The organism is Mesobacillus maritimus (assembly GCF_044803185.1).
GTDB classification, from domain to species: Bacteria; Bacillota; Bacilli; order Bacillales; family Cytobacillaceae; genus Mesobacillus_B; species Mesobacillus_B maritimus_B.
On the sequence record NZ_CP085225.1, the window covers coordinates 593417 to 607004 of the forward strand.

Consider the following 13588-nt stretch of genomic DNA (forward strand, 5'->3'; position numbering starts at 1 on the left):
TGGTCCGGTAGTTCAGTTGGTTAGAATGCCTGCCTGTCACGCAGGAGGTCGCGGGTTCGAGTCCCGTCCGGACCGCCATTTTTTAAAAATATGGCATCAATTAAAACAATATCATAATATGGCTCAGTAGCTCAGTCGGTAGAGCAAGTTGCTACCATCTTTGAATAAGCTTCTGAGGCAACTTGCGAGGAAGACCGAAGGTCTTTGGAGCAATGGACTCGCACAAATTATTAAGCGGGTCAATACATTAATAAGGCTCAGTAGCTCAGTCGGTAGAGCAATGGACTGAAAATCCATGTGTCGGCGGTTCGATTCCGTCCTGAGCCACCTTTTATATTTAATTTAAGGTGGAAATTTAGGTTTAGATTTAGTAAAATGGAATCCTAGTAGTAATACTTTTCGGAGGGGTAGCGAAGTGGCTAAACGCGGCGGACTGTAAATCCGCTCCTTCGGGTTCGGCGGTTCGAATCCGTCCCCCTCCACCATAGTTTTTTCACGAAGTGAAAATAACCAAAGCTTTTTACAGAGCGTAGCGAAGTAAAATAGATTTCATATATAATCTTTAGGGGTATAGTTTAAAGGTAGAACGAAGGTCTCCAAAACCTTTGGTGTGGGTTCAATTCCTACTACCCCTGCCAATTATGGCGGTCGTGGCGAAGTGGTTAACGCATCGGATTGTGGTTCCGACACTCGTGGGTTCGATTCCCATCGGTCGCCCCATTTTTAATTCACATTATATAATGACTTGAATACAATGCTAATGGGCTATAGCCAAGCGATAAGGCAACGGATTTTGACTCCGTCATTCGTAGGTCCAATTCCTACTATCCCTGCCAATTATGGCGGTCGTGGCGAAGTGGTTAACGCATCGGATTGTGGTTCCGACACTCGTGGGTTCGATTCCCATCGGTCGCCCCATTTTTAGTTCACATTATATAATGACTTGAATACAATATTAATGGGCTATAGCCAAGTGGTAAGGCACCGGACTTTGACTCCGTCATTCGCAGGTTCGAATCCTGCTAGCCCAGCCATTTTCGCGGAAGTAGTTCAGTGGTAGAATACAACCTTGCCAAGGTTGGGGTCGCGGGTTCGAATCCCGTCTTCCGCTCCATTATATACCGGCGGCATAGCCAAGTGGTAAGGCAAAGGTCTGCAAAACCTTTATTCACCGGTTCGAATCCGGTTGCCGCCTCCATAGTAATTTGCCGGTGTGGCGGAATTGGCAGACGCGCACGACTCAAAATCGTGTTCCGTGAGGAGTGTCGGTTCGACCCCGACCACCGGTATCATTATTATCGAAATGTAAGAGATAGGATAATTTCCTATCTCTTTTTTATTTGGTATAAAGAGTCATTCCACTTTTACATGAACTGTCGAAACAGCATTAAATCCATACCCTTTTCGGTTCCAGAAGGGCGTATGAGGTTGAACACGGCCACTAGAATCAACAGCTCTAGATAGGATTGTATACTCTCCTTTATTGTTGAACTCACAAACCAAGGACCAGTGAATCCATGAATAGACCGAATCACCATTACTTGATAAGTTTGCTTTAGTCCAGGTCTGACCGTTGTCAAAACTTACTTGTACCTCTTTTATTTTCCCTTGACCTGTCCAAGCAATTCCCTCCACTTTGTGTGTACCTGAGTTCAAAATTGAATAGTTTAAAGGTTGCTGAATCGTCGAATTAACATTTAAGGTTGTGACCGGAACTTTCTCTTGGTTATTATTTTTATTTGGATAGTACATATAATCTTCAGTTTGAAAAGGTCCAGTAAACTTGTGTTTAATAATCTCGATTTTCTGGAGCCATTTAACAGATGCCATCGCATACCAATTAGGAACAATCAGTCTAAAAGGATGACCATGCTTAACAGTGAGAGGCTTGTTATTATATTTATAGGCAACCAATGTATCTGGGTGCAGTGCTTTTTCTAGAGGTAAACTCCTTTTATAAGGCACAAGCCCTTCATTTCCAGGTTTCTTACCACGATCGGCACCTTCAAAGACAATTTCCTGTGCTTCCATTGTTAACTCGGTGTCCTTTAAGAGATTCCTTAACGGAACTCCTGTCCATTCCCCCTGACTAATGGCTCCATCTTCCCATTGCTCCCCATAGACCTTTGTGGAGAATTTCGCTCGTTTATTTCCAGCGCATTCAAGCGGTACTGTCAAGGTTGTTGCGGGCATTGCGAGCAATTCTGATAAATGAATATATCGTTTCTTTGATTGACCAACTGCAACCTGCAGCCAGTAGTTATATTGGTTTAGTACAGGATAAGGAAAATGATTTCTTCGGTAAAAGTAGTGTAAGGGAGTCTCCATATTTTTTATAAAATGGATGGGGGATTCCTGATTTTCTGGCTGTAAAGACCGTGTAATTAAATAGGGTTTTACTTTCTTATTCATCCATCTCACCGCCTCCATAATTAACATATTGGCAAAATCCCTCCATAGAACTAAAAGCGAGTATTTAGCGCATTCCATTAAGGCATCTTTTAAATTGTAACGAATTTGTCAAATTTAAGTTGGTTAACAACATACCCCACGTGGTATATTTGTTTTGTAAAATAAATAACTAAATAAAAAACCTTTATTAAATAGGAGGACATATAGATGACTAAGAAAATTGTGATTGTTGGTGGAGTTGCTGGTGGTGCCACTGCTGCAGCTAGACTAAGAAGAATTAGTGAAGATGTTGAAGTGGTAATGGTGGAGCGAGGAGAACATATTTCATTTGCAAACTGTGGTTTACCATACTATATTGGTGAAACAATTAAAGACAGAAGTAAATTGTTAGTTCAAACGGTTGAAGGCATGTCAGAGCGCTTTAAGCTTGATATTCGCAATTTAAGTGAAGTAATGAGCATTAATTCTGATCAAAAGAAGGTAATGATTAAAAATCTTCAAACGGAAGAAGTGTATGAAGAAACTTATGACAAATTATTATTATCTCCTGGGGCCAGACCGATTGTGCCAGCAATTCCAGGGCTTAATGAAAATAAATCATTGTTTACGCTAAGAAATATTCCAGATACAGATAAAATAAAAGACTATGTTGATAATAAAAGTCCCCAAAAGGCAGTTGTTGTAGGCGGAGGATTTATTGGAATCGAGATGGCTGAAAACCTTGCTGATCGTGGGGTAGAAGTAACGATTGTTGAAATGGCGAATCAAATAATGGCCCCTATTGATTTTGAAATGGCAAGCATATTGCATAATCATTTAAAAGACAAGGGTGTAAAACTTGTGTTAGAAAACGGGGTGGAATCTTTCGCTAACGAAGGGAAGAAGATTATCCTTTCAGATGGAACTGAAATTGACACGGATATGACCATTCTTTCCATTGGTGTTAGACCTGAAAATGAACTAGCAAAAACGGCAGGCTTAGAGCTAGGAGAGCGCGGCGGAATTATTGTGAATGAATATCTTCAGACTTCAAATCCAGATATTTACGCTGTTGGTGATGCGATAGAAGTTGTGGATTATATTAATGGAACAAAAGCAATGATTCCACTGGCTGGACCAGCAAACCGTCAAGGTCGTATTGCCGCAAATAATATGATGGGCAAACAAGAGAAATACCAAGGAACATTAGGTACGTCCATTGCAAAAGTATTTGACTTAACTGTTGCCGCTACTGGAAGCAATGAGAAAACTCTTAAACGCCTAGGGGTATCTTATGAAGTAGCACATATTCATCCTAACTCACATGCAGGATATTATCCTGGGGCTGCCCCAATTGCACTAAAGTTGGTATTTGACAAAGAAACCGGTAAGATATTTGGGGCACAGGCTGTTGGTGCGGACGGAGCGGATAAGCGAATTGACGTTATTGCGACAGCAATTAAAGGAGGCCTGACGGTCGAGGATTTAACAAATTTAGAATTATCCTATGCACCTCCGTTTTCATCTGCAAAGGATCCAGTAAACATGGCAGGTTATGTTGCGACCAATATTTTGGATGGAGAATTGGAGCATGTCCAATGGCACGAGATTGATAAAATTATTGAAGAAGGTGGACTTTTAGTTGATGTTCGTGAACCAATCGAGAGAGAATTCGGGTTCATCGAAGGATCTATAAATATTCCATTAAATGATTTAAGAAACCGGTTAGACGAACTACCAAAAGACCAGACAATCTATGTTAGCTGTCAAGTTGGGTTGCGCGGATATTTGGCCACTCGTATCCTTATGAATCAAGGTTATCGTGTAAAAAATGTGGATGGTGGTTGGAAAACATACTCTTCCGTTTTTGGAAGCAATATTAAAAAAGACTTCGATACAAATGACCGCGGAGAAGTTGAAGTAAAAGTAGAAACAGAAAAGGAAACGAATCTAAATATTAAAGCTGATTCCGTAGTAGATGTTGCGGGTCTTACTTGCCCAATGCCAATTATTAAACTTAAAAAGGGAATCGACTCAATCGGTAGCGGCCAAGTCATTGAACTTCAAGCGACTGATAAAGGTGCGCTAAATGACCTTCCAGCCTGGGCTCGAAATGCAGGACACACTATCCTAAATACAGAACAAGATGGACCATTAATTAAATTCTGGGTTCAAAAGAAGTAGAAATATATATTCAACTCCACTATTATACTTGTGATAGTGGAGTTTTTTATTACGAATTTACTAAACTATGAATAGACATTTTAAAAGCTACTTTGCTATGCTTAGCAGGGAGGTTTTAACAATGAGAGAACAGGCTATTACATCACCACCCGTCAATACACCTTTTTATTATGGTTGGGTTATTGTGTTTATCGGAGCAATGGGAGTGTTTTTTTCAGGACCAGGTCAAACCTATTCCGTTTCTGTTTTTATTGATTCTTACATAAATGATTTTGGATGGAGTCGTTCGCAGGTTTCCGGCATATACTCTGGAGCGACGTTAGCAGCAGGTCTATGCATGTTGTTCGTGGGTAGGTTTATAGATGTGCAAGGTCAAAGGAAAATGGCTGTCTTAGTTGGAATTGGCTTAGGTCTTGCTTGTTTTTGGAACAGCCTTGTCGCTAATATGACGATGCTATTTATTGGCTTTTTCTTTCTAAGACTTTTAGGGCAGGGCTCAATGACATTAATTCCAAATACATTGATCCCCCAATGGTTTATAGAAAAAAGAGGAAAGGCTCTTAGTATGATGGCAATCGGCGGATTTGCAAGTTCAGCAGCTTTTCCACCGATAAATGCTTGGTTGGTTTCTGAATGGGGATGGAGCTTCTCGTGGAAAGTTTGGGGGCTATTGCTATTAGTTGTCTTTGTTCCACTTGCTTATTTCTTGATTCGTAATAAACCTGAGGACTTGGGGTTACTACCAGATGGAGAAATCATTCAACATAAGAATGATAATGGGAAGAAAGGCGAAACCAAAAATACACCAAAAAACCTAGAAGTAAATTGGACCTTACAGGAAGCCAAGAAAACGAGAGCCTATTGGTTACTGTTGGTAGTGGTTTGTATCCCCGCACTGGTAAATACTGGATTAACGTTTCATTTGATATCAATTTTCAAAGAAAATGGGCTAACGAACGGGACAGCAGCAATTGTGCTTAGTTTAATGGCCATTGTCGGTTTTCCAATCTCAATCGTGGCTGGGTTTGTATTAGACCGTGTAAAAGTAAATCTTATCCTAGCTGGTATCTTTGTAGGCGAGATTATCTTTCTTGTACTGCTTCAATTTACCAACTCTGTTGGGATGGCGCTTTTTTTCGGAGTGCTCTGGGGATTTAGTAATGGGTTTGAACGAATTGCGCTAAATTATGTGTGGCCCTCCTACTTTGGACGGATGGCTCTTGGGAGCATAAAGGGGAGTGCAATGACCATAATGGTTATTGGTTCGGCTTTAGGTCCACTTCCATTTGGCTTTGCCTTTGATTTATTTGGAGGCTACCAAGAAATTATCATGATAACGCTCATTTTCCCGGTGATTGGGATACTTTGTTCGTTACTTGCTAAAAAACCAAATAAACAGGAAGAACCAGCTCAATCGTAAAGTGAACTGGTTCTCCCTATTCCAAAAAAGTTTTTTCGACAAAAACCTACAGAAGTGATTGACTTAAAAGAAAAAACTATGTATTATAGAAAGAGTCAAAGGGCTATAATTACTATACTTATTATTTTAAATATGCGGGTGTAGTTTACTGGTAAAACCTCAGCCTTCCAAGCTGATGTAGTGGGTTCGATTCCCATCACCCGCTCCAATACATATATAACGCAGTATTTCGTTTAACTAGAAACGAAGTATTGCGTTTTTTAGTTTATTGAGGTCTTTTTCGGGAACCTTTTTGTTATTTTAAGTTTAATAGGGGAATGGCCCTCATGAAGAGTTCATGGAGCCCGAATAATGCTTTAAGTGATTATTTAGGTCCTCATGAAAAATTCATGGAGCCCGAATTATTCTTAAAGCAATCATTTTGGTCCTCATGAAATGTTCATAGAGCCTGTTTTATGATTAAGGTAAATCATTTTGCTCCTCATAAAGAACTCATAACGCCTAAATTCGGTTTAGCGCATCAATCCTCGTATCTTCGTTTTTTTATATTGGACCAGATGAACTTTTTTCACACTAATCTTTGTTTACGCGATGACTATGTAAGAAAAAAAGGATGCTATTCGCATCCAATCATCGTGTAGTGTCCTTCTCCTCCGTGGATCTGCAGAAACATATCCATAAGAGACTCAGTTAATTGGTGACTTTTCTTACCATCCAGTGAGGGGCGGTGATAAATTATTTGCAGAGCATTTTTAGTATCCTCTGTTACAGAAGTGCGTTCAGAGTCTACAAAGGGACTTCCGAATGGTCCAGTTTCATCGCTGGAAACAATCAGGTTTTGTAACGAGTTCATTCGCCCGTTTAGCCCTAAATATTCTTCTTTTTCTGCCCCGATTTTCAACTCGATATCTCCGTTAATTTTATCGGTATCATAGATGCCGATTGGCACTTCGTACTTGAGAGAGAAGAAATTATTCAAATCGGTGGCGCTATGTACAGTTTGGAGATAGTTTTGTTTTTTAATTCTTCGATAAAGTGCTTCTGCCGAATGTCTATATCGATTTGGATCCTTTCCAGTATGTTTGAAAATTTGACGCCATTCCTTGATGCCATCGAAATCAGTCAGGTTTTTGTCTTCAAGCTCAAAAAAGATAGATTCCTGAAATAATTGAAGTCTGCCTTTTAACATTTGTGGCGATGCGCCAACACGAATGTCCCGGTACTGGATAACGCCTGCAGTAAACCCAGGGACTAGCCTACATAACTCACTGGAAACCATAATTTCCAATGTTTCCACCTCCAAAATTCCTTTAAAATAGTTTATCATATTCATTATGTGCTTTTAAAATATACAACTAAAATAGAGATTTTTGAAATAGAAGGGAGGTACCCTAATGAATATTAAAGAATTGCAGCATGACATAATACAGTACAGTAAAACAATCGGCATCGATAAAATTGGTTTTGCATCTCCTGCGCCTTTTACAGAATTGAAAAATAGACTGGTACGTCAACAAGAGCTTCAGTTCCAATCTGGCTTCGAAGAGCCTGATATTGAGAAACGAATACGTCCGGAGTTAATTTTCAATAACCCACAATCTATTATTGCCATTGCTGTAGCGTATCCTTCAAAAATGAAGGTAAGAGTGGTCAGTAAAAAAGGTGAAAGAAGAGGGATATTCTGTCGAGCTTCCTGGGGACAGGACTACCACCATATTTTAAGGAAAAAGCTAAAAATGTTGGAAGAATACATTGCTTCAAAGGTTCCAGAAGCTAAATTTAAATCAATGGTTGATACGGGAGAGCTAGTTGATCGGGCTGTAGCTGAACGTGCGGGAATTGGCTGGAGTGGGAAGAACTGTTCAATTATCACACCTGAGTTTGGCTCATATGTTTACCTTGGCGAAATGATTACCAATCTTCCTTTTGAGCCAGATTCTCCAATTGAGGATCAATGCGGTTCGTGTACAAAGTGTCTTGAAGCCTGCCCAACAGGTGCCCTTGTCCAAGGGGGGCAAATGAATAGTCAACGCTGTATTGCTTTTTTAACGCAGACGAAAGGATTTTTACCAGAGGAATTTAGAGATAAAATTGGGAACCGTCTTTATGGATGTGATTCTTGTCAAACTGCCTGCCCAATCAATAAGGGGAAGGACTTTCACTTTCATACGGAAACGGAACCAGATTCAGAGATCGCAAAGCCGTTATTGAAGCCAATCCTTTATATTAGTAACCGTGACTTTAAGGAGAAGTTTGGCCCAGTATCTGGTTCGTGGAGAGGGAAAAAACCAATCCAAAGAAATGCGGTTATTGCTCTTGCTCATTATAAAGATGAAAGTGCTGTACCTGATTTAGTAAAAGTAATGAAGGAGGACCCGCGTCCAGTTTTACGTGGGACAGCTGCTTGGTCATTAGCGAAGATAGGTGGTCTAGAGGCAAAATTGGCATTGGATAAAGCACTGGAGTATGAAAAAGATGAAGAGGTTTTGGCTGAAATCAAAACGGGATTAAGCAGGATAAGTCAGTAACTAGTCTAAAGATTATGCACCTCCAATTGTGAATTTGGGGTGTTTTTTAATTTTTCCATACTGCGGCCAACTACTTCCATCCTTTTCTATATCTGAAAGCACCATTCTTCTCATACATATGTGATGAAGGGAGAGATGCTTTGTGAGAGAACAACTTCAAAACTTATTAGAACAGCGTGTTAGACAATATGTTTCACAGTCTAGAAGCGAAATTCATGACTGTCCATTTATAGAGAGGACAAAGGAAAGTTGTATAAATAGAGGAGCTGAAATCCTTAGAATTACTGCTGAAGGAAAAATAACGAAAGAAGGAAAAACAACTGAAGGAACAGAAGTATTTTACAAAGTCCACTATCAATACTTAATAAAACAAAAGAATGCCTTTTTAATTGAAGAACGGGTCGAAGAGCGAAAAGCTGACTTTTATAAAGGAATTCTCGTAGAGGATAACGAGATAAACTTAGACGCTTTGGAAATACCTAAAGTCGAAACCAATGAGGTGGCAAGAAATCAGGAAGAGCAAGATGAAGTAGAGGAAGAGGTTAGAAAATCTTTTAAATACGACCGTTTGAAGGCTGTCCAATATGCGGAAAGATGGTGGAATGACTATAACCCTGCATTTAAAAGTTTCGATGTGGACTGTACGAACTACATTTCTCAATGTCTACATGCAGGGGGGGCACCGATGCTAGGGTTCTCTAATCGCTCAAAAGGGTGGTGGATGAGGAATAATAATTGGAGCTATAGCTGGTCGGTCGCAAATTCAATGCGATGGTATATGCCTGGCGCTAAGACGGGTGTAAGAGCAAAAGAAGTAAACAGTCCAAGTCAACTTCTGCCTGGGGATGTGATTTGTTATGATTTTCAGGGGGATGGTCGTTTTGATCACACGACCATTGTGACCGCAAAGGATGCTGACGGGATGCCACTTGTGAATGCACATACGGCAAATAGCAGAAGGCGGTACTGGGCCTATGAGGACTCTACTGCTTATACTCCTAATATAAAGTATAAGTTTTTCACAGTGGTTGATGATCACTAAACAGGCTTGTCTTTAGTTATTGAATGTTTTCGTAAAGATTGTTGTTAAAATTGTAAAAATCATAAAACCGATTTTTACTACCTAATGCCGATTTTAACGCAAGCTAAGCTATTCTATGCGTAAAAATGTAGTTTACAAGCTCTTTTCTCGCAAATCGCCCTAATTTGAGGTATAAATATAGGTCACCAAATCAAACTTTATCATCTAAAACAACCAAGTTTGAGAAAAGAGCCTAGTTGTTAGTGATATAATAACAACTAGATTTAATGTTGAGGTGAAAATTTGTGGCACTACATGTTGTTATATATCAACCAGAGATTCCGGCTAATACGGGAAACATCGCTCGAACTTGTGCGGCAACAGGAACAGTTTTACATTTAATAGGTCCCTTAGGTTTTTCTATGGATGACAAAAGGGTAAAACGAGCCGGTTTAGATTATTGGGAATTTGTAAATATCAGGTATCATGATTCACTTGAGGATTTTTATAAAAGTAACAAGGGTGGAGAATATTTCTATTTAACGAAGCATGGCTCTAAGCCTCATACGGATTTTGATTATAGTCAACCAGAAAAGGACTACTATTTTATTTTTGGGAAAGAGACAACAGGACTACCCGAAGATGTGCTTGCCCGTAATAAGAATCGTGCATTAAGGGTCCCAATGAATGATAATGTCGGATCATTAAATTTATCTAATACGGCGGCAGTTCTGGTGTATGAAGCGCTTAGGCAACGTGATTATCCAAACTTATTCTAAAAGCGAGGACCGATATTCTGGTCCTCCGCAATAAAATTCCGTGAGAGAAAGGCACTAACTGTACACTACATAATCATAGCTATTTTCATGAAAGGATGGGATAGAATGAACCAGGTAATTGAAACAATGTTAAACCATCGCTCTGTAAGGAATTTTCAAGATAGGGCTTTATCAAAGGAACAGATTGAACAAATTGTCATGAGTGCTCAGGCAGCTTCAACTTCTAGTTTTATCCAAGCCTATTCTATTATCGGGGTAACCGATCAATCTAAAAAGGACAAGCTTGCTGAGGTAGTTGGAAATCAACCTTATGTAGCGAATAATGGCCACTTCTTCGTTTTTTGTGCTGATTTGCATCGTCACGCAATCATTGCCGAGATGGAGAAAAATGATGTCCTTCCTTCTCTTGAAAGTACAGAAAAATTTATGGTTAGCCTTATAGACGCCGCTCTTGCTGCCCAAAACGCAGCGGTTGCAGCAGAATCTATGGACTTAGGAATTTGCTATATCGGTGGAATTCGGAACAATCTTGAAGAAGTTCAGAGGATATTGAAAACGCCAGAGCATGTTATTCCAGTATTTGGAATGGCGGTAGGGTATCCAGAAAAAATAAATGATAAGAAACCAAGACTACCATTAGACCATGTTTATATGGAGAATGAGTATCAACAGGACGAGGTTGTTTTTAAGAAGCAACTAGAGGATTATAATAAAATTATCTCTGAATACTACAAGGAAAGAACTGGCGGCAAGCGTGAGGACACTTGGACAGGACAGATTGGCCAAATGCTTGAGAAAAAATCAAGAATGTACATGAAAGAGTTTGTTCAAAAACAGAAAATGGATTTACGTTAAAGTCAAGGGCTGTAAAATCAGCTAAATCCACTAAAATTTACCATCCGTAAAGATGTAGTTTAAGAAAAGAGCCAATAAAAAAGAAGCTGCAAGATGTCGCAGCTTCTTTTTTATTTCTTATTTTTTTGTTACTCCTGGCTTATCGTCATAGCCTGAAGTGAAGATTGCTGCTAGAAATGCGATTGAAACACCAATAATCAATAAAAGATTCATTATGTAAGCCCCCTTTGTCCGATTTTCCCATACCTGTTTTTATTATAGCCTAAAGTAACTCAGCTGTGAAGAAATGGTATTATTTTTCAACAGATTCTTTAAAGAGAGTTTATAGGTTGTTGGCATGTTCAATTTCATCCGTGCATAAGGTATATTAATCGTCTCTCGATAATCGCAAGACAGGGAGGTCCTTATGGAGATATTAAGAAAAATTGAGAAGTATCGTGAGGAAGAAGAGAACCTTAGATGGGAAGGGACGTTCAGAGAATATCTGGAGATTGTAAAGGAACAGCCATGGGTAGCTCAATCGGCACATTCAAGAGTTTATAATATGATTAGAGATGCTGGCATTGAGGAAGAGAAGGGAAAGAAAAAGTACACCTTTTTCAATTCACAGTTGTTTGGACTGGAAGAGTCCCTAGAACGTCTGGTTGAAGAGTATTTTCATCCAGCGGCAAAAAGGTTAGATGTACGTAAGCGGATCTTGCTGTTAATGGGGCCGGTAAGTGGTGGTAAATCTACGCTTGTCACGATGCTAAAAAGAGGGCTTGAGTCCTATTCGCTGACAGATAGAGGTGCAATATACGCGATAAAAGGATGTCCGATGCATGAGGACCCGTTACATTTAATTCCTCATCATCTCCGTAAAGATTTCTATGATGAATACGGAATTCGTATTGAAGGGAATCTTTCCCCGCTTAACATGATGAGACTTGAACAGGAGTATGGTGGAAGAATTGAGGATGTCCGAGTTGAACGAATCTTCTTCTCGGAGGATAAGCGAACTGGTATCGGAACATTTAGTCCTTCAGATCCTAAATCGCAGGATATTGCAGACTTAACGGGAAGCATTGACTTTTCAACCATTGCAGAATTTGGTTCGGAGTCGGATCCACGTGCCTATCGTTTTGACGGAGAACTGAATAAGGCCAATCGAGGCATGATGGAATTCCAAGAAATGCTAAAATGTGATGAGAAATTTCTCTGGCACCTGCTATCACTAACTCAAGAAGGAAATTTCAAGGCTGGTAGATTTGCTTTAATCTCGGCTGATGAATTGATTGTTGCTCATACAAATGAAACAGAATATCGCTCGTTCATTTCAAACAAAAAGAATGAGGCGTTGCATTCGAGAATTATCGTGATGCCAATTCCGTACAATTTGAAAGTTTCGGAAGAAGAAAAAATCTATGATAAGATGATTCGTGAAAGTGATGTTGGCAATGTTCATATTGCGCCACATACCTTGAAGGTCGCTTCGATGTTTACCATTCTTACGCGGTTGAAGGAGCCAAAAAAGGGCGATATTGACCTTGTTAAGAAAATGCGCCTTTACGATGGAGAAAGTGTCGAAGGCTACAACTCAGCTGATGTTGTGGAGCTAAAGAAGGAATACCAAGATGAGGGTATGAGTGGAATTGACCCACGTTATGTCATTAATCGGATTTCTTCCACAATTATTCGAAAGAACATGCAATCAATTAATGCATTAGATGTTTTAAGGTCCTTAAAAGAAGGCCTGGATCAACACCCTTCCATTTCTCAGGAACAGCGAGAGCGCTACTTGAACTTTATCTCGGTCGCGAGGAAAGAGTATGACGATATCGCGAAGAAAGAAGTTCAAAAGGCGTTTGTCTATTCATATGAAGAGTCTGCTAAAACGCTTATGGACAATTATTTGGATAATGTGGAAGCCTATTGTAATAAAGCGAAGCTCCGTGATCCACTCACAGGAGAAGAAATCAATCCAGATGAAAAGCTGATGCGTTCGATTGAAGAGCAAATTGGAATCTCTGAGAATGCCAAAAAGGCATTCCGTGAAGAAATCCTCATTCGCATCTCTGCTTATGCACGTAAAGGAAAGAGATTTGATTATAACTCCCATGATCGCCTGAGAGAAGCCATCCAAAAGAAGCTCTTTGCTGATCTAAAGGATGTTGTTAAAATCACAACATCAACCAAAACACCTGACGAAACACAGTTGAAAAAGGTTAATGAAGTGGTTGCAAGACTCATAGATGAACATGGGTATAACTCAACTTCTGCAAATGAACTACTTCGCTATGTGGGTAGTCTTTTAAACCGGTAAAAATTTAGGGGAATCTGCAAATCGCAGATTCCTTTTGTTTCTACTTGGTTAGATAAAAATTGGGCCAGTCCAATTCGAGTGGTAAAAGATAAATTGTCTAAATTATTT

At 39.7% G+C, this 13588-nt stretch carries 9 protein-coding genes and 11 tRNA genes; 18 read left to right on the top strand and 2 right to left on the bottom strand.

The genetic code is table 11. From position 1 onward, the window contains the following. The first annotated feature begins 1 nt into the window (after nt 1). From LG336_RS02885 to LG336_RS02930, 10 genes are all read left to right on the top strand, one after another. Nucleotides 2–78, top strand: a tRNA-Asp gene (locus LG336_RS02885). Nucleotides 79–254: 176 nt separating this feature from the next. After that, nucleotides 255–327, top strand: a tRNA-Phe gene (locus LG336_RS02890). Between the two features lie 74 nt (nt 328–401). Continuing rightward, nucleotides 402–485: transfer RNA gene (locus LG336_RS02895), tRNA-Tyr, on the top strand. A 79-nt stretch (nt 486–564) separates the two neighbouring features. Next, nucleotides 565–638, top strand: a tRNA-Trp gene (locus tag LG336_RS02900). Nucleotides 639–644: 6 nt separating this feature from the next. Further along, nucleotides 645–720, top strand: a tRNA-His gene (locus LG336_RS02905). 122 nt (nt 721–842) lie between these two features. After that, nucleotides 843–918, top strand: a tRNA-His gene (locus tag LG336_RS02910). A gap of 41 nt (nt 919–959) precedes the next feature. Then, a tRNA-Gln gene (locus tag LG336_RS02915) sits at nt 960–1034 on the top strand. Nucleotides 1035–1039: 5 nt separating this feature from the next. Further along, nucleotides 1040–1114, top strand: a tRNA-Gly gene (locus tag LG336_RS02920). Between the two features lie 9 nt (nt 1115–1123). Beyond that, nucleotides 1124–1198 (top strand) — tRNA-Cys (locus tag LG336_RS02925). Between the two features lie 9 nt (nt 1199–1207). Then, nucleotides 1208–1289 (top strand) — tRNA-Leu (locus tag LG336_RS02930). Between the two features lie 64 nt (nt 1290–1353). On the opposite strand, the gene LG336_RS02935 is transcribed toward LG336_RS02930, so the two are convergent. Continuing rightward, on the bottom strand, nt 1354–2412 hold the full coding sequence (locus LG336_RS02935; protein WP_404331065.1) for a sulfite oxidase: 1059 nt from the start codon (nt 2410–2412) through the stop codon (nt 1354–1356). A 207-nt stretch (nt 2413–2619) separates the two neighbouring features. Here LG336_RS02935 and LG336_RS02940 point away from each other — a divergent pair, with 207 nt between their 5' ends. The 3 genes from LG336_RS02940 to LG336_RS02950 all read left to right on the top strand — a co-directional run bounded on the left by LG336_RS02940 (nt 2620) and on the right by LG336_RS02950 (nt 6203). Next, the gene (locus tag LG336_RS02940; RefSeq protein WP_404331066.1) at nt 2620–4575 is read left to right on the top strand and encodes a CoA-disulfide reductase; all 1956 of its coding nucleotides are present in this window, start codon (nt 2620–2622) and stop codon (nt 4573–4575) included. Between the two features lie 121 nt (nt 4576–4696). Then, nucleotides 4697–5995 carry an MFS transporter gene (locus tag LG336_RS02945; RefSeq protein ID WP_404331067.1) on the top strand — a complete coding sequence of 433 codons (1299 nt, stop codon included), beginning with the start codon at nt 4697–4699 and terminating at the stop codon, nt 5993–5995. A gap of 134 nt (nt 5996–6129) precedes the next feature. Next, nucleotides 6130–6203 (top strand) — tRNA-Gly (locus LG336_RS02950). Nucleotides 6204–6611: 408 nt separating this feature from the next. On the opposite strand, the gene LG336_RS02955 is transcribed toward LG336_RS02950, so the two are convergent. Next, a complete protein-coding gene (locus LG336_RS02955; RefSeq protein WP_404331068.1) occupies nt 6612–7283 on the bottom strand; it encodes a B3/4 domain-containing protein in 672 nt (223 codons plus the stop codon). A gap of 106 nt (nt 7284–7389) precedes the next feature. On the opposite strand from LG336_RS02955, the gene queG reads away from it, so the two are divergent. The 5 genes from queG (at nt 7390) to LG336_RS02980 (ending at nt 13480) form a co-directional block, all read left to right on the top strand. Beyond that, a complete protein-coding gene (queG, locus tag LG336_RS02960) occupies nt 7390–8523 on the top strand; it encodes a tRNA epoxyqueuosine(34) reductase QueG (RefSeq protein WP_404331069.1) in 1134 nt (377 codons plus the stop codon). A 142-nt stretch (nt 8524–8665) separates the two neighbouring features. After that, nucleotides 8666–9565 carry an amidase domain-containing protein gene (locus tag LG336_RS02965; protein WP_404331070.1) on the top strand — a complete coding sequence of 300 codons (900 nt, stop codon included), beginning with the start codon at nt 8666–8668 and terminating at the stop codon, nt 9563–9565. 284 nt (nt 9566–9849) lie between these two features. Next, nucleotides 9850–10323, top strand: a complete 474-nt coding sequence (gene trmL, locus LG336_RS02970) for a tRNA (uridine(34)/cytosine(34)/5-carboxymethylaminomethyluridine(34)-2'-O)-methyltransferase TrmL (protein ID WP_404331071.1) — start codon at nt 9850–9852, stop codon at nt 10321–10323. Nucleotides 10324–10428: 105 nt separating this feature from the next. Next, on the top strand, nt 10429–11178 hold the full coding sequence (gene nfsA / locus LG336_RS02975) for an oxygen-insensitive NADPH nitroreductase (protein ID WP_404331072.1): 750 nt from the start codon (nt 10429–10431) through the stop codon (nt 11176–11178). Between the two features lie 406 nt (nt 11179–11584). Then, entirely contained in the window at nt 11585–13480 is a 1896-nt protein-coding gene (locus tag LG336_RS02980; protein ID WP_404331073.1) for a PrkA family serine protein kinase, read from the top strand. The last annotated feature ends 108 nt before the right edge of the window (nt 13481–13588 follow it).

What these genes read in the sequence shown, in the direction of transcription:
- LG336_RS02935 (WP_404331065.1), bottom strand. Translation starts at nt 2,412, where the DNA reads ATGAATAAGAAAGTAAAACCCTATTTAATTACACGGTCTTTACAGCCA.
- LG336_RS02940 (WP_404331066.1), top strand. Translation starts at nt 2,620, where the DNA reads ATGACTAAGAAAATTGTGATTGTTGGTGGAGTTGCTGGTGGTGCCACT.
- LG336_RS02945 (WP_404331067.1), top strand. Translation starts at nt 4,697, where the DNA reads ATGAGAGAACAGGCTATTACATCACCACCCGTCAATACACCTTTTTAT.
- queG (WP_404331069.1), top strand. Translation starts at nt 7,390, where the DNA reads ATGAATATTAAAGAATTGCAGCATGACATAATACAGTACAGTAAAACA.
- nfsA (WP_404331072.1), top strand. Translation starts at nt 10,429, where the DNA reads ATGAACCAGGTAATTGAAACAATGTTAAACCATCGCTCTGTAAGGAAT.
- LG336_RS02980 (WP_404331073.1), top strand. Translation starts at nt 11,585, where the DNA reads ATGGAGATATTAAGAAAAATTGAGAAGTATCGTGAGGAAGAAGAGAAC.